The 20,689-nt window shown below is 43.5% G+C and carries 22 protein-coding genes and 1 pseudogene; all 23 read left to right on the forward strand.

Annotated elements, in window-relative coordinates; all coding sequences use genetic code 11:
• The first annotated feature begins 35 nt into the window (after window positions 1-35).
• The gene (locus tag PXH59_RS01885) at window positions 36-437 is read left to right on the forward strand and encodes a TIGR03757 family integrating conjugative element protein (RefSeq protein WP_285810060.1); all 402 of its coding nucleotides are present in this window, start codon (window positions 36-38) and stop codon (window positions 435-437) included.
• Window positions 434-1,408 (forward strand): TIGR03756 family integrating conjugative element protein, encoded by a 975-nt coding sequence (locus PXH59_RS01890; protein WP_285810061.1) that lies wholly within the window; start codon window positions 434-436, stop codon window positions 1,406-1,408. The genes PXH59_RS01885 and PXH59_RS01890 overlap by 4 nt, the downstream gene beginning before the upstream one ends.
• A 39-nt stretch (window positions 1,409-1,447) precedes the next feature.
• Window positions 1,448-2,863 carry an integrating conjugative element protein gene (locus PXH59_RS01895; protein ID WP_285811849.1) on the forward strand — a complete coding sequence of 472 codons (1,416 nt, stop codon included), beginning with the start codon at window positions 1,448-1,450 and terminating at the stop codon, window positions 2,861-2,863.
• Window positions 2,864-2,869: 6 nt separating this feature from the next.
• Window positions 2,870-3,205, forward strand: coding sequence for a hypothetical protein (locus PXH59_RS01900; protein WP_285810062.1), 336 nt, complete (start codon window positions 2,870-2,872; stop codon window positions 3,203-3,205).
• Window positions 3,202-4,716, forward strand: coding sequence for a conjugal transfer protein TraG N-terminal domain-containing protein (locus tag PXH59_RS01905; RefSeq protein WP_285810063.1), 1,515 nt, complete (start codon window positions 3,202-3,204; stop codon window positions 4,714-4,716). Before PXH59_RS01900 ends, PXH59_RS01905 begins: the two co-directional genes overlap by 4 nt.
• A gap of 507 nt (window positions 4,717-5,223) precedes the next feature.
• Window positions 5,224-5,613 (forward strand): VOC family protein, encoded by a 390-nt coding sequence (locus tag PXH59_RS01910; protein WP_285810064.1) that lies wholly within the window; start codon window positions 5,224-5,226, stop codon window positions 5,611-5,613.
• A 217-nt stretch (window positions 5,614-5,830) separates the two neighbouring features.
• Window positions 5,831-6,310, forward strand: coding sequence for a PhzA/PhzB family protein (locus PXH59_RS01915; protein ID WP_285810065.1), 480 nt, complete (start codon window positions 5,831-5,833; stop codon window positions 6,308-6,310).
• A gap of 98 nt (window positions 6,311-6,408) precedes the next feature.
• Window positions 6,409-7,038 (forward strand): isochorismatase family protein, encoded by a 630-nt coding sequence (locus PXH59_RS01920; protein ID WP_285810066.1) that lies wholly within the window; start codon window positions 6,409-6,411, stop codon window positions 7,036-7,038.
• Window positions 7,039-7,196: 158 nt separating this feature from the next.
• Window positions 7,197-8,594, forward strand: coding sequence for a chorismate-binding protein (locus PXH59_RS01925; protein WP_285810068.1), 1,398 nt, complete (start codon window positions 7,197-7,199; stop codon window positions 8,592-8,594).
• Window positions 8,557-8,949 (forward strand): glutamine amidotransferase-related protein, encoded by a 393-nt coding sequence (locus PXH59_RS01930; protein ID WP_285810069.1) that lies wholly within the window; start codon window positions 8,557-8,559, stop codon window positions 8,947-8,949. Before PXH59_RS01925 ends, PXH59_RS01930 begins: the two co-directional genes overlap by 38 nt.
• The gene (locus PXH59_RS01935) at window positions 8,934-9,785 is read left to right on the forward strand and encodes a PhzF family phenazine biosynthesis protein (protein ID WP_285810070.1); all 852 of its coding nucleotides are present in this window, start codon (window positions 8,934-8,936) and stop codon (window positions 9,783-9,785) included. Before PXH59_RS01930 ends, PXH59_RS01935 begins: the two co-directional genes overlap by 16 nt.
• Window positions 9,786-9,827: 42 nt before the next feature.
• A complete protein-coding gene (locus PXH59_RS01940) occupies window positions 9,828-10,457 on the forward strand; it encodes a pyridoxine 5'-phosphate oxidase C-terminal domain-containing protein (protein WP_285810071.1) in 630 nt (209 codons plus the stop codon).
• Entirely contained in the window at window positions 10,438-11,535 is a 1,098-nt protein-coding gene (locus PXH59_RS01945) for an acyl-CoA synthetase family protein (protein ID WP_285810072.1), read from the forward strand. Before PXH59_RS01940 ends, PXH59_RS01945 begins: the two co-directional genes overlap by 20 nt.
• Window positions 11,535-12,932, forward strand: coding sequence for an aldehyde dehydrogenase family protein (locus tag PXH59_RS01950; RefSeq protein ID WP_285810074.1), 1,398 nt, complete (start codon window positions 11,535-11,537; stop codon window positions 12,930-12,932). The genes PXH59_RS01945 and PXH59_RS01950 overlap by 1 nt, the downstream gene beginning before the upstream one ends.
• Window positions 12,933-12,997: 65 nt before the next feature.
• On the forward strand, window positions 12,998-13,204 hold the full coding sequence (locus PXH59_RS01955; protein WP_285810075.1) for a hypothetical protein: 207 nt from the start codon (window positions 12,998-13,000) through the stop codon (window positions 13,202-13,204).
• A gap of 10 nt (window positions 13,205-13,214) precedes the next feature.
• Window positions 13,215-13,700, forward strand: a pseudogene (locus PXH59_RS01960) (class I SAM-dependent methyltransferase); the annotation flags it as partial.
• A gap of 25 nt (window positions 13,701-13,725) precedes the next feature.
• The gene (locus tag PXH59_RS01965) at window positions 13,726-15,159 is read left to right on the forward strand and encodes an MFS transporter (protein ID WP_285810076.1); all 1,434 of its coding nucleotides are present in this window, start codon (window positions 13,726-13,728) and stop codon (window positions 15,157-15,159) included.
• 16 nt (window positions 15,160-15,175) lie between these two features.
• On the forward strand, window positions 15,176-15,967 hold the full coding sequence (locus tag PXH59_RS01970; RefSeq protein ID WP_285810077.1) for an SDR family oxidoreductase: 792 nt from the start codon (window positions 15,176-15,178) through the stop codon (window positions 15,965-15,967).
• Window positions 15,960-17,120, forward strand: coding sequence for an acyl-CoA dehydrogenase family protein (locus PXH59_RS01975; RefSeq protein ID WP_285810078.1), 1,161 nt, complete (start codon window positions 15,960-15,962; stop codon window positions 17,118-17,120). The genes PXH59_RS01970 and PXH59_RS01975 overlap by 8 nt, the downstream gene beginning before the upstream one ends.
• A 72-nt stretch (window positions 17,121-17,192) precedes the next feature.
• Window positions 17,193-18,689, forward strand: a complete 1,497-nt coding sequence (locus PXH59_RS01980; RefSeq protein ID WP_285810080.1) for an AMP-binding protein — start codon at window positions 17,193-17,195, stop codon at window positions 18,687-18,689.
• Window positions 18,679-18,924 carry a phosphopantetheine-binding protein gene (locus PXH59_RS01985; protein ID WP_285810081.1) on the forward strand — a complete coding sequence of 82 codons (246 nt, stop codon included), beginning with the start codon at window positions 18,679-18,681 and terminating at the stop codon, window positions 18,922-18,924. Before PXH59_RS01980 ends, PXH59_RS01985 begins: the two co-directional genes overlap by 11 nt.
• Entirely contained in the window at window positions 18,921-19,952 is a 1,032-nt protein-coding gene (locus PXH59_RS01990; protein WP_285810082.1) for a 3-oxoacyl-[acyl-carrier-protein] synthase III C-terminal domain-containing protein, read from the forward strand. The genes PXH59_RS01985 and PXH59_RS01990 overlap by 4 nt, the downstream gene beginning before the upstream one ends.
• A 30-nt stretch (window positions 19,953-19,982) precedes the next feature.
• Entirely contained in the window at window positions 19,983-20,480 is a 498-nt protein-coding gene (locus PXH59_RS01995) for a DUF2165 family protein (protein WP_285810084.1), read from the forward strand.
• Window positions 20,481-20,689: the final 209 nt, after the last annotated feature.

Below are 20,689 nucleotides of genomic sequence, written 5' to 3' on the forward strand. Positions count from 1 at the left end.
GCTTTCCGTCTGTGTTCAGAGACGGGCAGGTGGGAATGAGAAAGCGCTGTACCTTATTATTCTGGCTGGGATGGATGCTCGCATCAGCGGGTCAGGCCAAAACGGTGATTTATACTGACAGCCAACATCCTCCCGTCAATCTTTCCCCTGATACACAGGTAGTCTGGCTGGATACAGCTGAACAACAGCAGAAGAAAATCTTCTCTCAACTTTCTGCTGACCCTCAACAAGCTGCGGTACAGGCACAAGCTATTCTGCAATCTTCCCAATGGTTCCAGCAGGAACAACAAATTATCAACGCTTATCGTGCCGTTGTTGAAGCCTGGCAATTAGGTGTGCGCAAGTACCCTGCCGTGGTCTTTGATGACCGGGATGTCGTGTATGGCACGGCGGATGTGGCAAAAGCGAGTGCCCTCAGGGAGCAGCGCCAGCCATGAAGACACCCCGCCTTGCTTTTCCTGTTGTCATCACTCTGGTTGCTGCGTTTGTTCCCTTTGCGCAGGCTTCCCTCAACACCGCTCAGATTGTGGCCAGCAGTCTCTCACCCGCCTGTATTCAGTGGCGGGTCAGCGGCATTTGTTACTGGCTGTTTTGTTCCTGGCATGGTTGCACGGTAAAAACCTCGGTTAAAGTCACCCACTATCTTCCCGAAGCGGTCGTGTCCACCTATCACTCCCCTGGCGGCAATCCGTGGTCAGAAATGGCCCAGGTCAGCCGGTTATCCGGCGGGCTGGAAAATGCCGTCACCGGGGCGTTATCCCACCTGAGTGCCAGTGGCGGTAATCACAATACCCAGATTGCAGGACAACGGCGCACCAGTCTGCGTTTTAAATATGCGGATGCCATCGGGCATCCCGCTACCAGTCTGATTGGCGGACAAATCCCCGGTTATTCTTGCCGCAGTGCGGCCACCCCGTTGGTACCTTATTTTCTCAGCACGCTGGATACGGTCGCGTGGCGCACAGGGTTGCCGGAGTCGTTCTATCCTGAAGCGCTTATTCCCGGTCAGCGGGAGCTGGGCAGCCAGATGACCGCCAATCTGTGGGGCACGGTTTACCCGCGCTCAGGGTTTGTTAATCAGACTGATGATGACAAAGCGTCTGCCGTGGTGGCGCAGCGGGTGGCGGATATTATCACCCGTGCCGGGCAGCCGCATGTTTATCAGGCATTAAAAGGTCAACGCGCTGACGGTTATTGGCCACCCGAACCGGTAACAGAAAATACCGGTAAGAAAAATCACCAGTGGCAGCGGTTATCACCGCAGTTAAGCCCGTCCTGCGCGGTGTTTCCTGACGGAGAGCATACGGCTGCGGTCAATGGCAATCAGGTGTATGCCCTGTGGCAACCCTACAGCTGTTGTCAGCGCCGGGGACAGCGCTTTTTGGGCAGTACCAGTACCGATAGTTAAACAGGAGGTTTTATGCCGAAAAGAAAAGTCTTGTGGCTGATGGTCAGCTTACTGGTCAGTGGGGTAGCGCAACCGGGATGGGCTGAAAACGGGTTGACGGTTTCTCTGCCCCAGGTCAATCGCGGTGCCCTGGGTTATGGTGCTGATGTTTCCGGTGCTGTCTCCGATACCCTGTTTTATACCCTCGGTGGCGGCTCGGTGATTTCACAGCCGGCCACCCGCCGTTCCCTGACCCAGCTGGGCGGACTGGAACTCGGCTGGAGTTCCGATTTGATGTGCGGCAATTTTGATTTGAAAACCACGGTCGGCAACCAGCTGAACGGCATTACCGCCGGATTTAAGAACCTGATGAGTGAGGTGATCCAGGGGGCCACCGGCGCGGTGGCCAGTCTTCCTGCCATGATCATTCAGCGTGCCAATCCGGGACTCTATGACATGCTGACTAATGGGGTCTTGCAGGCCAATGTGGCATTCGACAAGGCCCAGTTTAATTGCCAGAACATGGCCAGGCGGATGATGGATTTTGCGCAAAACAGTAAATGGACCCAATCGGCCGCGATGCAGGAATACAAAACGCAGGTGAACAGTGGGGATGCGGATGCAGTGAGAGTGAATAATGCCGGCAGCAAATCGACCGGCACAGGCGGGCATCCGTGGATTGGCGGGAAGAAGCAGGGGGGCAAGGGACAGAATGCCATCCGGCCCACGCGGGATTTAGTCAGCGCGGGGTTTAATATGATGAATCATCTGCCGGTGCTGAGCCAGTCGTCAGTCAGTACCAAACAGTGTGATGGTGGTGCCTGCCGCCAGTTCCAGAATGCTACCGAAGCGGCAGAGACCGTGGTGAAGGTGCTGGGCGACCGGGCTATCCGTACCTGTGCCAATGCCGCAGAATGCACCAGCGGTGGGGCGTCCCAGCAACCGGGCGCAACGGTGGCCGGCACCGGCTTTGCCCCGATGCTGGAAGAGAACACCAACGCCAATATTGAACAGCTGGTGAAGCTGGTTAATGGCACGGAAAAACCCACCGCCGCTAATCTGGCCAGACTGAAAACCGGCAGTCTGGCCGTGACCAAAGGGGTCATTCAGGCATTGCAGCGAGATCCGGACAGTGCCGCGTTGTCCGCGCGTCTGGCGGGGGAACTGGCGATGGCTGAAACCACCGAGACGGCATTGCTGATGCGGCGAATGTTAATCACCGGCATGTCAGAACCCAATGCCGCCGCCCAGCCGGAAGCCCTGGCCGAAGGGGAACGGCGGATTGAGGCGCTGGACAGGGAAATCAATGCGCTGAAAAATGAAATGTGGCTGAAACGGGAACTGTCGCGCAACGCCATCCTGACCATTATTGAACGGGAAAACCGCCGCATTGAAGCCCATCCCCAAAAGCAAGTGCCGGACAGTACCGATGCGCGTTTTTATCAGCTGGAAGTGCCCCACAGTGAACGGCGGTAAGGTGATATGGCAGCGATGATCCCCACATTGAGAAAAGGTGTTGTGCGATTACTGATTATCGCTTTGGTGATGGTTATCAGTTTAGCAATAGGCTGGGCCGGGCTGCATCAGGCCGAAAAATTCACTGAGATGTACCATTGGGTGATTGAAACTAAGGGATTTTGGTTAGTCTGGCGATTATGCCTGTATGCCACGTTAGGTTGGGGCGGATGGAAAATCTGGCAGGTTGTAAAATGCAGGCCAGAATATCGTGCTCCTTTAATGCGCATTATGGTCGCCAGTCTGTTATTGATCCTGCTGGGTGAATATGCCCTGTCAGGTACGATTGAGGTAACGCAATGACCACCAACAGCTATCTGGAATACTTTCTGACCCTGCTCGGCTGGGTGGTCAATAACGGATTATGGCAAATTCTGATTGCGACGGGGCTGTTTACCCTGCCTCTGGTGATAAAGGTGATTGCGGTCTGGCTGAAAGTGAGAGAGTGTGGCGAAGAGGAGGGCCGGGGTGGGTTGCAGTCACTTGCCCGGATCGAAAATACCTTGTACGGTGCCTTCTTCGTGATGGTGGTGTGCTGTGTGCCGCTGGTGAATGTCAGCCTCACTACCCTTCAGTATGACTCGTCCCGTGCCAAAAGTTGCGGCACCTGGACACCGAAAGCGCCGGATAAAAGTGGTTATGCACCGGTGATCGCCAGCCTGAATAATCAGACGGCGGCGGTGCCCCTCTGGTGGGCCGTGGTACACCGGCTGTCAAAGGGACTGACACAGGCCGCGGTGGCCTCTATTCCCTGCCGGCCGGATTTAAGGCAGCTGCGTTTTGAGGTGCAGCATACCCGTATCCGTCATCCGGCACTGGCGGCGGAGTTGCAGGATTTCACTAATGACTGTTACGCACTGGCGTTGTATCAGTGGAAACAACGGGATCAGGGACAAACTACCGAACCGGCCACACTGCATGATATTGAATGGCTGGGCAGTCGCACCTTCTTATCCGGCGATTACCGCACCCTGCAATCCCGAATGCCCAGGGCGCCATTTCCGTGGAATGAAAGCCGGGACAGTGGCCGACCCAATACCGGGCAGGGCGGTTATCCCACCTGTCGGGCCTGGTGGTCAACCCCCAAAACCGGACTGGAGGCCCGGGTATTGGCCCAGGCCGATACGGGATTATGGCTGCGTCTGTCGGCCGCCCTCAAAATGTTGGGCAAAGAAACCCGTGAATATAAAGAAGCGGTAATTCGTCGTCTGGTCAGCCCAGTGAACTTGACGGTTTCGCAGGAAGGCTACGTGTATGCGGGCTATGGAGGCAACGCGGATTTTACGGTCTGGGACGGTTCCAATCGGGTCGGTGCGGCGGCGGGAACCGTATTAGGGGGATTAATCAGTGCCCCAATGTTTGATGCGGTGCGACAGGCATTACCCATGATGCAGGCGGTGATCCTGATGGCGTTGTATATTCTGATCCCGTTGATCCTGCTGTTTGCCGCCTATGAATTTAAGACGGTATTCACACTGACGTTTGCTATATTTTCTTTGAATTTTCTGACCTTCTGGTGGGAAACTGCCCGCTGGCTGGACAGCTATTTACTGGACGCCTTGTATGGCTCAGACACCCATAGCCTGTTGAATCTGGCGGGGTTTCAGAATACCTCGGATGATTTGATTATGGGGCTGGTGATGGGTACATTGTTTATTGTGCTGCCGATGGTCTGGCTGGGCGCACTGGCCTGGGCGGGTGTGCGAATGGGCGATATGGCAGGCATGATGAGTCAGGGCGTGGGGCAGGTCAGGCAGTCTGCGGGTATGTTCGGGCAAATGATGATGCAAAGGGTTATGTCGAAAGGAAAATAGTAACGCTATATCTATGTTACCTTCTTCTTGATAGATGATTCATAGCAATTTATTGTTTTATAAAGAATTTTAATTTTTCGCGTTAAAGTAAAAATAATGATTAATCCTCTTTGTGATATGTCAAGTTAGTGTGAGGAGTTTTTAACTTTTTTGTATAATGCAATGCTAAGCCAATAAAAAGAACTTATTGATCATCATCACAATAGAACAACATTTTTATTTCATTATTTTTACCTTTGTGGATAATTTGACTGTGACTGTGACTGTGACTGTGACTGTGACTGTGACTGTGACTGTGACTGTGACTGTGACTGTGACTGTGACTGTGACTGTGACTGTGACTGTGACTGTGACTGTGACTGTGACTGTGACTGTGACTGTGACTGTGACGAATATCTCTGTAATAGTAAATTTTTTATTGGCGTTTGTTTAGTTGTGCTAATATTTTATTTTCACTTATATCAACAAATGATGATATTGTTACTTTGACAAAACTAAGGATTTTTTATGTATAGTGAGACTTCTGTTCCAGTAGCTGCCAATTTGCAATTAGTTTATGTTTCTGACGTTGAGCGTTCGACCGCTTTCTATAAATCTCTATTTAACACAGATCCTATTTTTACTAGTCCTAGGTATGTTGCTTTCCGTGCTTCTTCTTCTGGAGATGCTCTTTTTGCTATTTGGTCTGGTGGTGAAACCCCTGATCAACAAACTCCCCGTTTTAATGAAATAGGTATTATGCTTCCAACAGGTGATGACGTTGAGCAACTATTTCAAAAATGGAAAGGTAATCCAGAAATTGAAATTGTAAAAGAGCCGTATACAGATGTATTTGGGCGCACTTTTCTTTTAAAAGATCCGGACGGTCATATTATTCGAGTCTGCCCACTGGATTAATAAAATACAGAAATGTTTAGAATTATTATTCTAAATTCATGCAATATTTCAATAAGTTTCTGTTTTCTAGCTTCTTTGATGAATATGAATTTTGGAAAAAATTTTGTTATAGCACCAAAGAAGCTTATGTTAGTTGCATAATGCAATTTTATTTATTGGTTATTAAAATAAATTGTTTACTTTTTAATATTGATAATGTTATCTCTATGGAGTATGTATGTCTGAATCTTATAATAATGAGATTGATCTCCTTCGCAAAAAAAATTGTAAAGTTGTAGAGAGATACTTAGAATTAACTAAAGGTGAAGCACGCTTAAAAAGACATAAACTTTTTGCTGAGGATGCTGAAGGTGGATTATGGACAACAGAAACTGGTGAACCAATTATTATACGCGGTATTGATAACTTAGCACGTCATGCTCATTGGTCGCTTCAATGTTTCCCTGACTGGGAATGGTATAATATCAAGATATTCACTACTAACAACCCTAATCATATTTGGGTGGAGTGTGATGGTCATGGTATTATTTGTCTCCCTGGTTATCCTGAACGTTACTATGAAAATCATTTCATACATTCTTTTGAATTAAAAAATGGGCTTATCATACGTAATCGTGAATTTATGAATCCAATTAATCAGCTTAAAGCGCTTGGAATTAATGTTCCAAAAATAAACAGACAAGGAATACCAACTTAATAATTATTGATTTTCCTCATGGTGGCTAATTGTAGTTAACTCGATTCTCTTTGCTTAAAAAATAATTTCAATCGCCAATTAAAAGAAAAAATAATAAAATGAGTAGAACATTAAAATCTGAATCCTACAATATAAAAGATATAATAACTCCATCTAATCAGGCTTTAAATTGGAAAATAGAAAAAGAAAAATGCGCTTTATTAATTCATGATATGCAGCGTTATTTTGTTCATGCTTTACCAGATAAACCTGCACTCAATGTAATTAATTCTATTGTAAAAATATTACGTTGGGCTAAAGACAATAACATTCCTGTTTTTTATAGTGCTCAACCTGGGCGAATGACAGTAGAACAGCGAGGGCTACTTGCTGATTTATGGGGTGCAGGCATGCGTACCACGGGAAATGATCGGAAAATTATTGATGAAATTTCTCCGAATCCAGAGGATGTAATACTTACAAAGTGGCGTTATAGCGTTTTTTATAAATCAGATCTTGCTGACAGATTGCGTGAACGTCAGTGTGATTCACTAATTATTACCGGTATATATGCATCTGTTGGTATTCAGGCTACTGCTATTGATGCATTTAGTCATGATATTCGTCCTTTTATAGTGACTGATGCCATTGCTGATTTCACTCAAGCAGGACACCAAAATGCGGTCAATTATATGGCGGACAATTGTGCTCAAGTAATGACATCAGCAGATGTGGTGAATTATGAGTAGACTCTTGTCTTCAATTATTTCTTCACCTGAACAACCTTTTGCGTTGTTGTATCGTCCGACGGTCGATTCAGGGAAGGTTGATATTTTTCAATTACATCTAGAAAAAAAACTGTACCCTTGAACATGCTGTCAGCAACCATCCGTTCAATGAAGAAAAGTTGCTATTGTTACCTTTTCGACAAGTGATTGAGCGAGGTTATTCGGCGGTTGATGATGAAATACCGATTCTAAGTTTACCCATTATTGCGCGTCAGCAAGTTTCAGTATCATCACTGATAGAGCAGTTACCTAAAGTGCCACTTTCTGTGAATAATGTCCATTTTAATCTGGATGATAATCAATTTGGTCAGAGAGTAACAAATCTGATTGAGAATGAAATTGGTCAAGGAGCTGGCTCTAACTTTGTTCTTCATCGTAAGTTACGTGCAACGATTTCAGATTATGAACCTGCACATTTATTAAGCCTTTATCGTCGATTACTGAAAACAGAAACTTCTGCTTACTGGGTTTTTTTAATTAATACCGGTGAGCAAGCATTTATTGGGGCTTCTCCAGAACTACACGCTTCACTGCATGGTGGTGAAGTGAGTATGAATCCTATCAGTGGCACTTACTCGTACCCAGTAGATGGACCAACGGTTGAGTCATTACTGACATTTCTTTCCTGTCCAAAAGAAACCAACGAACTTTTCATGGTCGTAGATGAAGAGCTGAAAGTGATGTCTCAGTTATGTGAAAAAGGAGCACAAGTTAGTGAGCTAAAATTGAAGCAGCTTAGTCATGTCGCACACACGGAATACGTTTTACGTGGGGAAAGTCATGCTGGGATTGCTGATATTCTACGTGAGACTTTACCCGCGCCAACGGTGATAGGAAGTCCAGTGCAGAGTGCGTGTGATGTTGTCATGCATTATGAACCAGAAGGACGTCGTTATTACAGTGGCGTAATTGCGTTAATTAATAATTCATCTGATCAGGCATCTCTTGATTCGGCTATTGCGATTCGTACTGCGGAAATCACTCCCAATGGACACGTTGAAATCGGAGTGGGGGCGACGATAGTCCGGGATTCTAATCCCGTTGATGAAGCAAATGAAACTCGTATCAAAGCACAATCGCTATACAGCGCGATGTTGCAAGAGACATACCAGCCCCTGAAAGCGAATTTACTTAAAAATAAAGTTAAAAACTTAAGTGATATTCCCGCCATACATGATGCGTTGATAAGCCGGAGTTTAAAGGTATCTCATTTCTGGTTAACTGCACCTGACAAACGTATGCGTTGTTTACCTCATTTCGAAGGGAGGCGGGTATTGATTTTGGATGGTAATGATACGTTCACGTCGATGTTTAAAACGTTGTTCGCTTCTCTTGGGGCAACTGCATTCGTTGAAAAAGTATACACAAGTGTCAATTTTAAATCTTATGACCTTGTTGTCGTCGGACCCGGACCAGGAAATCCGCTTGATGAAAGTGACAAGCGTGTTAAAGACATTCGTAGCGTCATCAAACGCATGATTGCTGCTGAACATCCTTTTTTTTGCAGTGTGTCTTAGCCATCAAATTCTATCTACGTTATTGGGATTACCGATTATTCGCTTATCGCCAACAAATCAAGGGGTACAGAAAACGATTTGGCTTGGTGACCGTCAGGAACGTGTCGGTTTTTACAATACGTTTTGTGCTAAGGCTGATGAGCTAACCGTAAACAAACTCCATAAAAGTGGGATCACTTTTTACTTTGATGATGATCGGCAAGTGCATGCCATTAGTAGTGCCAAATTCTCATCTGTTCAATTTCATCTGGAGTCTTTTTTGACCATCAATGGACCTGAGATTCTAGACCGTTTTGTTAAACCGCTTTTACAAACTCAATATTCAGGAAACAAAGAAAAATGCATAACAGCATAAAGATTGATTATAACGTAGTGAATGCATTTACACACACACCGTTAGAGGGAAATCCTGTTGCTGTATTTCATGATAGTGAGGAGCTATCTGCGTCGGTAATGCAGGCGATTGCCCGTCAATTACAGCTATCAGAAACAACATTTATCAGTGAAAGAACAGAAGATGGTCATGCTCGTGTGAGAATTTTCACACCTGTTAATGAATTACCATTTGCAGGGCATCCTCTTATGGGAACAGCAAGTGCGTTTTCACGTCGTCATGGTCTAAATCACTTCGTTTTCCACACAGATATCGGAGCGGTGCCTATTTCTGTGGAACATCACAGCGAGATACTTAGTGAAGTGAAAATTACAGTGCCGTTAGCAAGTGCTAAGCCTTTTATTGAGGAAAAGAAATTGTTGGCTGCGCTGGGTCTGGAAAAAGCGGTTCTCCCTGTTGAAATCTATGATGCGGGAGCACGACATGTGTTGGTTGCGGTAGATAGTATTGCAACATTGCGTGGGCTTCAACCAGATCATCGGGCTTTAGCTGATTTTGATGATTTAGCAGTGAATTGTTTTTCTCTGCAAGGAAAGCAAGTAGAAAACCGTATGTTCTCCCCTGCTTATGGTGTGACAGAAGATGCCGGAACAGGCTCTGTTGTTGGTCCGATAGCCCAGCACTTAATCAAGTATGGGCAGTTGCAGATGGACGAAAAAATGGTCATTGAACAAGGGATATTACTTAATCGTCGCTGTGTGATGTATGGAGAAATTAAATCCGAAAATGGTCTCGCTTCTCATACTGAGTTATCGGGGCAGGTTTGTTACTTCTCAGAATGTTGTGCGTGTTTCTGATGAAGGTGATGATCTCGATTAAGAGGTATTGAGGAATCGAAAATGAAGAGACTTGAGTCATTAACTGGAAAGTTAGATGTTCCTTTTCCGCATTATGATAATCCTCCTCTTTCACCAGAGATCGTGATGAAGGAGTGGTTAACACGTGCGCGTAGTGGTGATGTATGTGAACCCGATGCATATACTCTTGCGACACGTAGTGCTAATGGTGATATTTCGATGCGTACTATGTTTCCCGTCCGTTTTGATGGTGATGTATTGTTATTTGCGACTCATAACTCTAGCCGTAAAGGCCAGGATATTAACGCAACAGGTTCTGCTGGTTGCCATATCTATTGGCGTGAGTTAGGGCGCCAGTTAAGTCTTTCAGGGGCAGCGGTATTGGCCCCCGATGATGTAGCTGATGGGGTGTGGAATGCTCGTGATCCTGCTTATGACCCTGTATCAACTGTTTCTTATCAAAGTGACCCTCTCACAGATATTCCCGTATTATTCAATGAAATCGCTAAATATGACGGAAAAAGTAAATTGCCGCGACCGGAACGTTTTGTTGTCTATCAACTCATGATAGAGCGTTGTGAATTCTGGGCAGTTGATGCGTCTCGTATTCATAAGAGATTGGTTTATAAACGCACAGAGAAAGGGTGGAAGAATGAACGACTACAGCCATGAAATTGAGATGCTTACTGCTGAGCAAGCCAGCCAGAACCCCAACCGTTTTGTTCAGGCGATCATGAAGTGGCATTTTTCTGAAAAAACGGGACCAGATTTTTGGTTAGCGATGCGTAAGGAATTACCGTTTAATCCCATTCGTGACGTTAATACGTTCGATGACTTACGGAAATTTCCGGATATTTCGGAACGTCTTCGCACTGTTCCAATTCAACAACTTCTGCCACGTGGATTGAAGAATGATCATCGGGTTTCTGTATATGAAAGTGGAGGTACAACAGGAGCGCCAAAATATGTTGTGGCCTATGATGAGTGGATTGAAACACTCGTTGATTGGCGAATGTCGTCGTATAAAGATCGTCAGGGAAGACCCGTTGGCAATACACTGGCAGCAGTACCTTCTGGGCCTCATATCGTAGGTGCGATCAATAAAACCCGTGCTCAAAAGTTAGGTGGCCTTTATTTTACAATTGATATTGATCCTCGCTGGGTTAAGTCCTTAATTAGGGAAGGCGATACGGCAAGTGTCCGCCGCTATTCTTCTCATCTGGTAGATCAAATTGAAAACACGTTACTTAATCAAGATATCCGTTTCCTAGTGACGACTCCCCCTGTATTACGTGAGTTAGTGAAACGAACAGAGTTGATTGTTCATATGAGACGTTCGTTAGCACAGATTACATTAGGCGGAACAGAAATAAATCTTGATGAAGTGAAGTTTATTGCTAGCGAAATTCTACCTGAATGTGAATTTAGTACGAGCTACGGTAGTACTTCAGCATTAGGTGTATCACGGTCGTTGCTAATTAAAGCAGACAGCGCTCGGGTTGAATATAACAGTTTTACTCCATTTATTACCTATGATGTTGTGGATCGCAATACGCTGGAAACGGTCGAATATGGTCAGCGAGGAACCGTTGTTGTTTCTCACCTTAGTCGTTATGCCTTTTATCCTCGAATATTAGAAAGAGACACTGCAATTCGTTTACCAGGGGACGGAAAAGTAGGGGATAGGGTGGCGGATATTGCTGCTGAGACAACGTTTGGTGGTTGTAAAGTCATTGAAGGTGTCTACTAATGTTAGAGCCGGATGATAAGACACTGGAATTGCCACTCATCGAGGTGATTGCGCCGATTGCGCCGAAAAGTTTTATTCGGCAAAAAATGATTTACAACGTTCAAGGTGTTCCCGTGGGAAGGTTGACACAGGTGCCCGCAGTATATGCGCATTATTCTGTGAATTGTTTACGTCAGGGAGAATCGCTTTCTATCGAGAAAAGGGATGAAGCATTACAAAAAGCAGCAGAGCTTTTTATTAATGGCAATTTGTGTGGACTAACGGTAGATGATTATATTGCTAAGGCTGTTTCAGTGACAGGCCTACCTGAGTATGTTGTCAAAAATGCGGCCAAAAATATTGGTCATGCGACAGCATCTGCGATGAATCTGGCTCAATTGGGTATTCCACAAGGTGTACCAACAGAGAATACTACTCAGATTCTGGAAAACGGGTGTGCACAATGTGTTCGGCGAGGAGATGTATTGGCGGTCATCGCGCCGGGTAATGGTCCTGGTGTTCATGCCATTTGGCCACAGGCAGTTGCACTGGGTTACCGAGTTGTATTGCGTCCTTCTGATCGTGAACCTTACACGGCGCAGCGCTTAATTCAAGCGATGTCTGAATCCGGGCTAGGGGATTATGTTGCAATGTTACCTTCTGATCATAGCGTTGTTGATGAGTTACTTGATATTGCTGATCTTAGTGTGATCTACGGTGGAGATGTGCTGGTTGATCGTTTTGCTCATCGTTCTGATGTCTTAGTCCAAGGGCCAGGGCGATCAAAAATTGTGATTGATGCTGACTATCCCCGCAATGCCGCATTAGAACTGGTCTTTGAATCGGTTATTGGATTAGGGGGAGCCGCTTGTGTTTGTGCCAGTAGCGTGCTTGTGGAAGGCGATGCAGCCGCCTTTGCGCACGAGTTTCATGCTTATGTGTCAAGAAGGTTAAAAAACGAACAAGAACAGCATCGTTACCTTCCTGAATTGTCGGCTGAACGTTATTCATGGTGGTTAGAACAAGTCACATACTATGCGGGTGCTTTAGTGCAGCCACCTGATGTGTTTGACACACAGTCAGGCGTAAAACGTGTTATGCCATTGATTATGTTGGCTGAATCGCTTGATAGCCCGTTAGTTCAGTTGGAATTTACTGTTGCCGCAGTGACTTTTGTGCCTTTTCGTTGTGACGATAATCTTGATGTTATTGCCCCTGCTTTAGTGGTGACTGTGGCGTCAGAAAACCCATCTTTGATTTCCCGCATTGCTAATATTCCGGCTATTCGTAATTTGTATATCGGTCAGGTTCCCACTGTCTGGATGCAGCCTCATGTTCCTCATGATGCATTTATTGCTGAATTTTTAATGACAACACGAGGTTACAGAGTGGCTTATCCTGCACCGATGAATGGGTAGGTGGTCTGTGTGTTTAAAAATGAGAAGTTAGTAATTATTTACGAAAATGAGTTCAGGTGAAGGTAATGAATAAATTAATGAATGATGTAAAAAATAATGAATATGATAGAGCCGATTTTCAAGGTGTATACCAAGGAAAATCACTCATAGCAAGTGCTGAAATAAAAACAGCCCCTTGGGAAATTGGGCATGCTCAACCGATCGTTCATGACCTTTTGAAAAAAGAGGGCTCCTGGGAAACTCTTAGATGTTGGTTGTGGTTTAGGGCGTAATGCTCAAGCAGCCGCAGAAATGGGCTATGATGTTACGGCTATTGATAGTGCACCAACCGCCATTGATAACTGCCAAAACAGACAAGTGACTAACCGTATCAGATTTAAAGTTGCCAACGCTTGTGCAACTGAACTGAATGAGACATTTGATATTATTTTGGATTCTGCCACCTATCACGCTATTCCTTCTAATGATCGTGTCGCCTATATGAGCGAAATGTACCGTTTAGCGAATAACACAACGGAATATCACTTGATTACGTTTGCACCTTCCTCCTGTGGAATGCCGAAACCCCTATCTATTGAGTTATCTGAAATTGCAGATACAGCAGAAAAAAGCGGCTGGCAAATTGAATCCGTTTCTCGAGTTGAATACAAAGGTAATGCGGAGGCGATTGCTGATTTTTGTAAAAAGAAAAACTTAACGATTCTGCTGGATGAGGAAGGACTTACTCGCTTACCAAGCTGGCACATTATTCTTAAAACCGCTCTTTAATAAAAATTATGTATAAGGAATAGTAATGAACCAGCAGAAAATGGCGTTCTTTGGACTCTGTCTCGGCTTTTTTATTGCCATGATGGATACAACAACTGTGCCACTGATTTATACCTCATTGATTGCAGAGTTTGAAGTGACACCAGCGATGGCAGCATGGGTTAATAATAGTTATTTAATTACTTATGCGGGCTTTCTTTTATTAGGTGGACGCTTGGGCGATGCTTATAATCGAAAAAATCTCATTGTTAGCGCATTGATTATTCTTTCTATTGGCGCATTGATAAGTGGCTGTGGGCAAACACTTATGCAGGTCATCGCTGGTCGGGCATTGATGGGAGTGGGAGCTGGCTTGTTGACCCCTCAGAGTATGGCTTATATCTCTATCATTTTCGCACAAGGAGGACGTGGCACGGCTTTAGGTATTTGGGGAGCTGTTGCTGGTATTGCTACCGCAACAGGGCCTGTCGTGACTCAGCTCTTTTTGCAAGTTGCTGATTGGCGCTGGGTCATGTGGGTAAATATCCCAATTGCGCTACTGGGATTAGCAATTATCGCGATGTATTTACCTGCTGCACCAGGGAGGGGGTTGAAAGGGCGTGAAGTTCTTGTTAATGGGGCTTTTGGTTTCTCTCTAGCAGTGATCATTCTGAGCCTGCAATTAATTCATGGTACAGAAGGTCTCAGCTCTGTAACCATACTTCTGTTGGTATTGGGAGGAGTTATTGCTGTTTGGTTATTACTCTATGAGCTGCGCCAGCGCGCAGAGTGTATTTTACCTGCCAGTATTTGGCAGGATCGAACCTTCTTACGGACTTGTTTAGTTTCTGGCCTTCTTGGTCTTGGCTTGACAGCGTTCTATCTTCCATTGGCTTTTTTGATCGAAATTCGAATGAATTTTGGGCCGTTAGCTATCAGTATCATCATGATTACGATTGCGCTTGCTAATGCGTTAATCGGACCAATAGCGGGTTATTTTTCAGACAAAATGGCACCTGAAGTTATCGTTCGTTATGGTTTGTCTGCTTTTGCGCTAGCAGTATTACTGATTGGTGGTATAGGAATATTTGCAGCGGGAGGTTCAATTGCGTTTATCGGTATGATTATTGCGATGGCTCTGGCTGGCGCAGGTACGGGGTTAGCATTTGCACCTCTAGCTAACCTTGCGTTGAGTCGAGCTGTACCAACCGCAATAGGTCGAGCGGCAGCATTTTTCAATGGTTCGCGGCAATTAATGAGCGCCTTAGGTAGCGTGGTTGTTGCAGTGCTGTTTGATTATGTTGTCAGCCAATCTCATTTGGAAGGTGCATCACATATTTCGGAGAAATTAAACCCGTATTCTCCGGTGGTGGCTTCTGCAGCACTTGCTTGTTTCTTATTAATTGCACTGTGCCTAGGCATAGGCGCATGGTTATCTCGTTGTTATTGCTCAAAAGATAAAAATATTACTCAGAATTAATAAAAGGATATTAGACATGAATACTTGGGTTGTTAGCGGTTGTTCAAATGGCTTAGGTCGATGCTGGACGGATTCTATTATTAAAGAGCGCCATGATCGCGTTATTGGTATCACTCGTTCTGAGTTTATTGCACGTGAAATGGTTGAGCTTTATCAAGACCGTTTTATTCCTTGCATTGTTGATATTAGGGATGAACAAGCGCTTGCAGAAATACTTCCCGCATTAGCGCAAAAAGTGGGTATACCAAACCGGATAGTAACTTCTGCTGGCTATGCTCAGTTTGGTACGTTAGAAGATCTTTCTACACAGAAGTTGCGAGAGCAGTTTGAAACAAATGTTGAAGGAACCCTTAACGTTATTAAACCGTTATTACCACTTATGCGTGAGCTGGCAGAAGCAAGAATTCTTGTTGTATCAAGCATGAGTGGGGTTGCATGTTGGCCACTTTTAGGTGCATATCAAATCAGTAAACATGCTATCGAAGCTATTGGAGAAACGTTGCGGTTGGAATTGGATAATACACAAATTCAAGTCGGTATTATTGAGCCAGGTCCTTATAAGACAGGGTGGGCGACAACATCGGCACGTAGAGAGAATATTAGTGCAGCTTATGATGAAAACGCCCTGAAAAAGCGTGCAACATGTGGTTTTCCTGTTGAAGATCCTAAAGCAAGCTTACCATTTTTCTGGAAGATGTTTGATACCCCTGTTATGCCTGTTCGCATCACAACTTCATTACCATTTGTAGAGTTAGTTTGTTCACAAGCTGAAGAAAAAATAAAAGCATGGAGGATGTCCTTTGAATAATAAGACGCTAAGTAAGCAGCCAAGCTGGCGCAGCGAGATTGATACTATCGTTGAAGCTTATTCTTTAGAGGAAAAAACAGAAATTCCATCTGCTCATACCCTGTCGATATTGCAGGGTAGCTCCTTATTAAGGATATTAGATGAAACACCACCAACAGGCCCTGGTAAATTATCTGATGTTGTGGCTGTGTGCCGCGAATTAGGCAAAATTGATGCTTCATTAGGTTGGTTGGTTGGTGTTGCTAATTCTGGGTGGTCAATGAAAGCGAATTTTTCATTGCCTGAATCTGTTTGTGCTGACATGGATAAAAATGCTCTTTTATCTATGGTGTTAGGACGCCCTGGCACACTTAAATCGACGCCAAAAGGCGAGGGATGGGTTTTAAATGGTGAATGGAAATATGCCTCTGGATATCCTTGGTCATCGTATTTCTTCGGTTTGGCTATGTCTGATGATGATCGAGTCCGTGTTGTTGTTGTTCCATCTGACAAGTTACATATTATTACCCCATGGCAATCAATTGGATTGATTGGCACTCAAAGTGTCACTATCCGAGCGCATGATGTTCATATTCCCAGAAAACACACGACAGATTACCAGCCTATCCTTTCTGGTACTTCTCTTCGCCATCGTGAGAAGCCTTCTTATTCTGGTTATTTTACCGGAGTTTTAATGAATTGTTTAATAGGCACGATTTTAGGTGCAACGGAGAGTGCTATGAACTACGTGATAGAAAATATACAACAACCTATCACTGGGAGCACTTATGTCTCTATGGAACACTCTGGTCCTGTTCGGTATGAATTAGGGAGATTAAGCAGTGCATTTGATCTCTTATTACGAGCTGCTGAGTACAACGCAAATGTTATTGATGATGCTGCATATAACGGTATGGTATTACTGACAAATCGCCAACGAGTAGAAATTCGTGCACGCGCAACACAAATTATGAGAGGGTGTACAGAAACAATCCAGTCTCTGCTTTGGCTTTATGGCTCATCAGGATTGGACAAAGGATGCCCTTTGGAAAAATTTTGGCGTGATGTGAATGTGGGAAGTCGACACGGTGGTTTTGCGAAATTTATTCCGGAAGAACTAGCTGGTATTACACTGTTAGATGGTGATCCTGCATCGCTTTCACGCATGTTCTGAGAGACGTTACTTGTTGGAATCGTTAATGTTGCAGTATGGTGGAAAACAGTTTTTTAAATAAAGGAGAATGTAATGAAACACCATGTTGATTCATGGCAAATAAACACGGGTTTGAAACCCCTTAATGATGCGCTAATGCATATTCTTGGAGAGAGACCTGATGCACCAGCATTGATCCATAAAGAAAAAATCTATAGCTATAGTCAGTTAATTCTTTTTGCTGATACACTCTCTAATCAATTCAAAAAGTTGGGAATTGGTGAAGGAGATAGAATTGCACTGGATGCACCGAGAAGTAGTGAATTATTTTTCGCTATTATGGCTTGCTTATTATCAAGAATCTCATTTATTTCGGTGCCTAGGGCAATAGAAAAAGAACAAAAAATAAAGTTTGCTGTGCAGACGAATTGTATTGCACTTTTTTCTCTTTCTAATGAATTTATTAAATTAGGTGCGCAACCTGTTGATGTGGGCAATGTATTGATGCTACATGATACACAGCCTTCAAGAGAACCTCATCCGTTATCTGGAAAAGAGATCTATTGTGTTCGCACTTCGGGAACGACAGGAGAACCTAAAATAGTTCCTATTTATGTTCGACAACTTCAGGCATTTTTGGAAAATATCCTAAGTGAATTTGCTATTCCATGGAGACGACGTTGGCTATGGATTCACGATCTTTCGTTTGATCTGTCTATATGGGAGATTGTCGGTAATCTGGTTCACCATGGTTGTTTGGTTGTGTTGGAAGAAGAAACTAAGCGCGAACCTAGCCTGATTTGGCAGGTATTAGAACGAGAAAAAATCAACCAAATTATGGTAACCCCTTCTGAATTTCGTTACATATTTAGTGAGAATCATTTGTCTGATTTATCTCGTTTATCATTACATGAAGTGCTCTTCTGTGGTGAAAAGCTGTCGGTTGAAACGTTGAAACCTTTTTTCTCTGTTTTTCAATCAAAGAAGGTTAAATTAATCAATACCTACGGCCCATCAGAAGCAACGATATTTTGTTCCGCACATACCGTGACTGAAAAGGATCTTCAAATGGGTTCTATTCCGATTGGAAAACCATTCACTAATATGCATTTTTCTTTGGAGGGGCAAGAAGGTGATGGTAGTGGAAATTTGTTGTTGGAAGGAGAGCAGGTTTTCGAAGGATATGACGGGCACCCTCTTGAACGCCAAGGTTATCTAACAGGGGATATTTGTCGATGTGATAGCTACGGTGAATATCACTATATAGGACGAAAAGGAGGATTTCATAAAATTAACGGATTCCGTATTGATCTACTGGAAATTGAGGAATTTTTGCAATCCATTCCTGGTATTGGTGAAGCGGTGGTCTGGATTGATGATACATTAGAAGCCTCACCTTTATTATGTGCTTGTGTTAATGTGATGTCTGATGCGACTATAGCAACTCGTGATTTAAGAATGGCATGCACGCAACTTGCAACATGGTTACGACCTTCTCATTATTTAATTGTTCCTCAGAATGAGTGGCCAATGAATATACGAGGAAAAACTGACAAGGTTGAATTGAAAAGGAGGTTACATGAAAAATAACGAACAGAAACTTAATGTATTGTTACATGAAATACAAATCATGCTGAATGAGTCAGATGTGAGAAAAGACGACAATTTCATTGAATTAGGGGGTAATTCGATTATGGCAATGCAAATTGTTCAAACATTGAAAATACGAGACGGCATTTTGGTGAATTTGGCGCAATTACTTGGAACTAGTATCTCGCAAATTGAATTAATACGAGTAGATGATGGAAGTAAGGAGGGGAAATGAAAATTTTAAGTATGGATTATCACTTATCCCAAGCAGGATATCTGAAAGAAGTCGAACATCCGAATAAAATGCAAATTGACACTATCAAATATGCGGGTTATAACAAATTTTGGGTTGAACCAAATAGTATTCGTGAAATGGCATCGATTGCGGCATATAAAGCACTTTCTATTACAGGAATTCAAACCAAAGATATCGGTTTTATTGTAGCTGGTCAGTCTGGTGTACCAGACTATATTGGTATTGATTTAGCTTGCCAAGTTGGAGCTGAACTACAATGTTCTGATATTCGTACTGTGAATTTGGTTGAAGGATGTGGGAGTGGCATTAGTGTTTGGTTTCAGGCTATGTCACTGACTAATATGTTACCATCAGGAAAGGTGGGATTAGTAGTAGTTGCACAACGTGTTAGTGATGCACACCAAGATAGATTTGGTGTGATGAATGCTGCTTTAAGTGATGGTGCTGCTGTTGCCATTGTTGCTTGTGATGATTGGGTAACATCTTCACCAACATTATGCTATCTCGCTGGTGATGACATGTCTGACTGCTGTTATGTTGATATGATGCGAGTCGAGCATGGTGGTGCTTGTCAGCCTGTGTTACCAGAAGGATATGATGCTCGACATGATAAATTAGGACGTGAGCGAATCATGGATATCTATCAGTTTACACCTGATGATCTGAAGGCATTCTTGACATTACGCGCAGATAATATTGTTAAAATTATTAAACGCGTTATAACTAAAGTTGGCCGTCCTCTGAATTCACCGTTCTTATTACAAACATTGGAAGGCACACAAAGCATCAAGGATCTATGTAAAAAAATGGATATTGCGCCAGAAAGAAGTAACTTGAGCTTGCTCCCTGAATTGGGACATGTTGGATGCACAGATTTGCTTATTTCGTTGAAGATGTTAATCGATAAAGGGGATATCCAACCTGGTGATGATATTATTATGAGTACAATTTCTACTGGACTTAAGTGGGGAGCTGCTATTTTTCAATATAACAGCGTGCAAACCTAGTCATTTGTATAATATAACGGAAAGAATGAGATGCTAAGTGGTATTTCTTTGATTAAACTGGTTGTAGTATTAGGGTTAGCTATTTGGAGTTTACTGGAATCATGGGGGTTAATAAGAGATTTTACTGGAGCTAAAAAAATGGTTGGGCGCATTATGAATATGGAATCAATTGAAATGCCACCTATAATTCCAACGAAATTATTAAGTCGACGCATTACCAGAGAATGGTGCCATTGGGCAGGCGCCGTGATATTGATTGCATTTAATTTGATTTCATCGTTTTTACTATTTATTTCGGTATATTATTTTTTTGATACAAATATAATAGATGAGTTCATCAGTAATAGATTTTTAACATGGGCAAATTACGGTGTTTCTGTATTTATTGGTATGGGCTTTTTATTAAGCTTTGTCGGAATTTGGTTTGCTTATTACATTAAGCAAAGTGATTTAATGCTTATTCATTTTACATTAATTATCTTGGGGGTTGTAAGCGCTATAGTTATTAATTTAAACACCATTAATTAGCTTGCTATAAATAATGGTTAAATTATTTATGAGAATTTCATTGCAGAAATAATCCTTATTGCAAGGCAGGTGGGAAATATACATTTCTTTAAATGAGATAAATTAATGCCTGTCTTGTATTAAAGGGTGGTTTGATTTTAGATAATGGAATTATCTTTTATTATAAAAGAATAAAAAACACATAGAATAATGACCAGATTCAAATGACA

It is taken from the genome of Xenorhabdus bakwenae (assembly GCF_030272115.1).
Lineage (GTDB): Bacteria > Pseudomonadota > Gammaproteobacteria > Enterobacterales > Enterobacteriaceae > Xenorhabdus > Xenorhabdus bakwenae.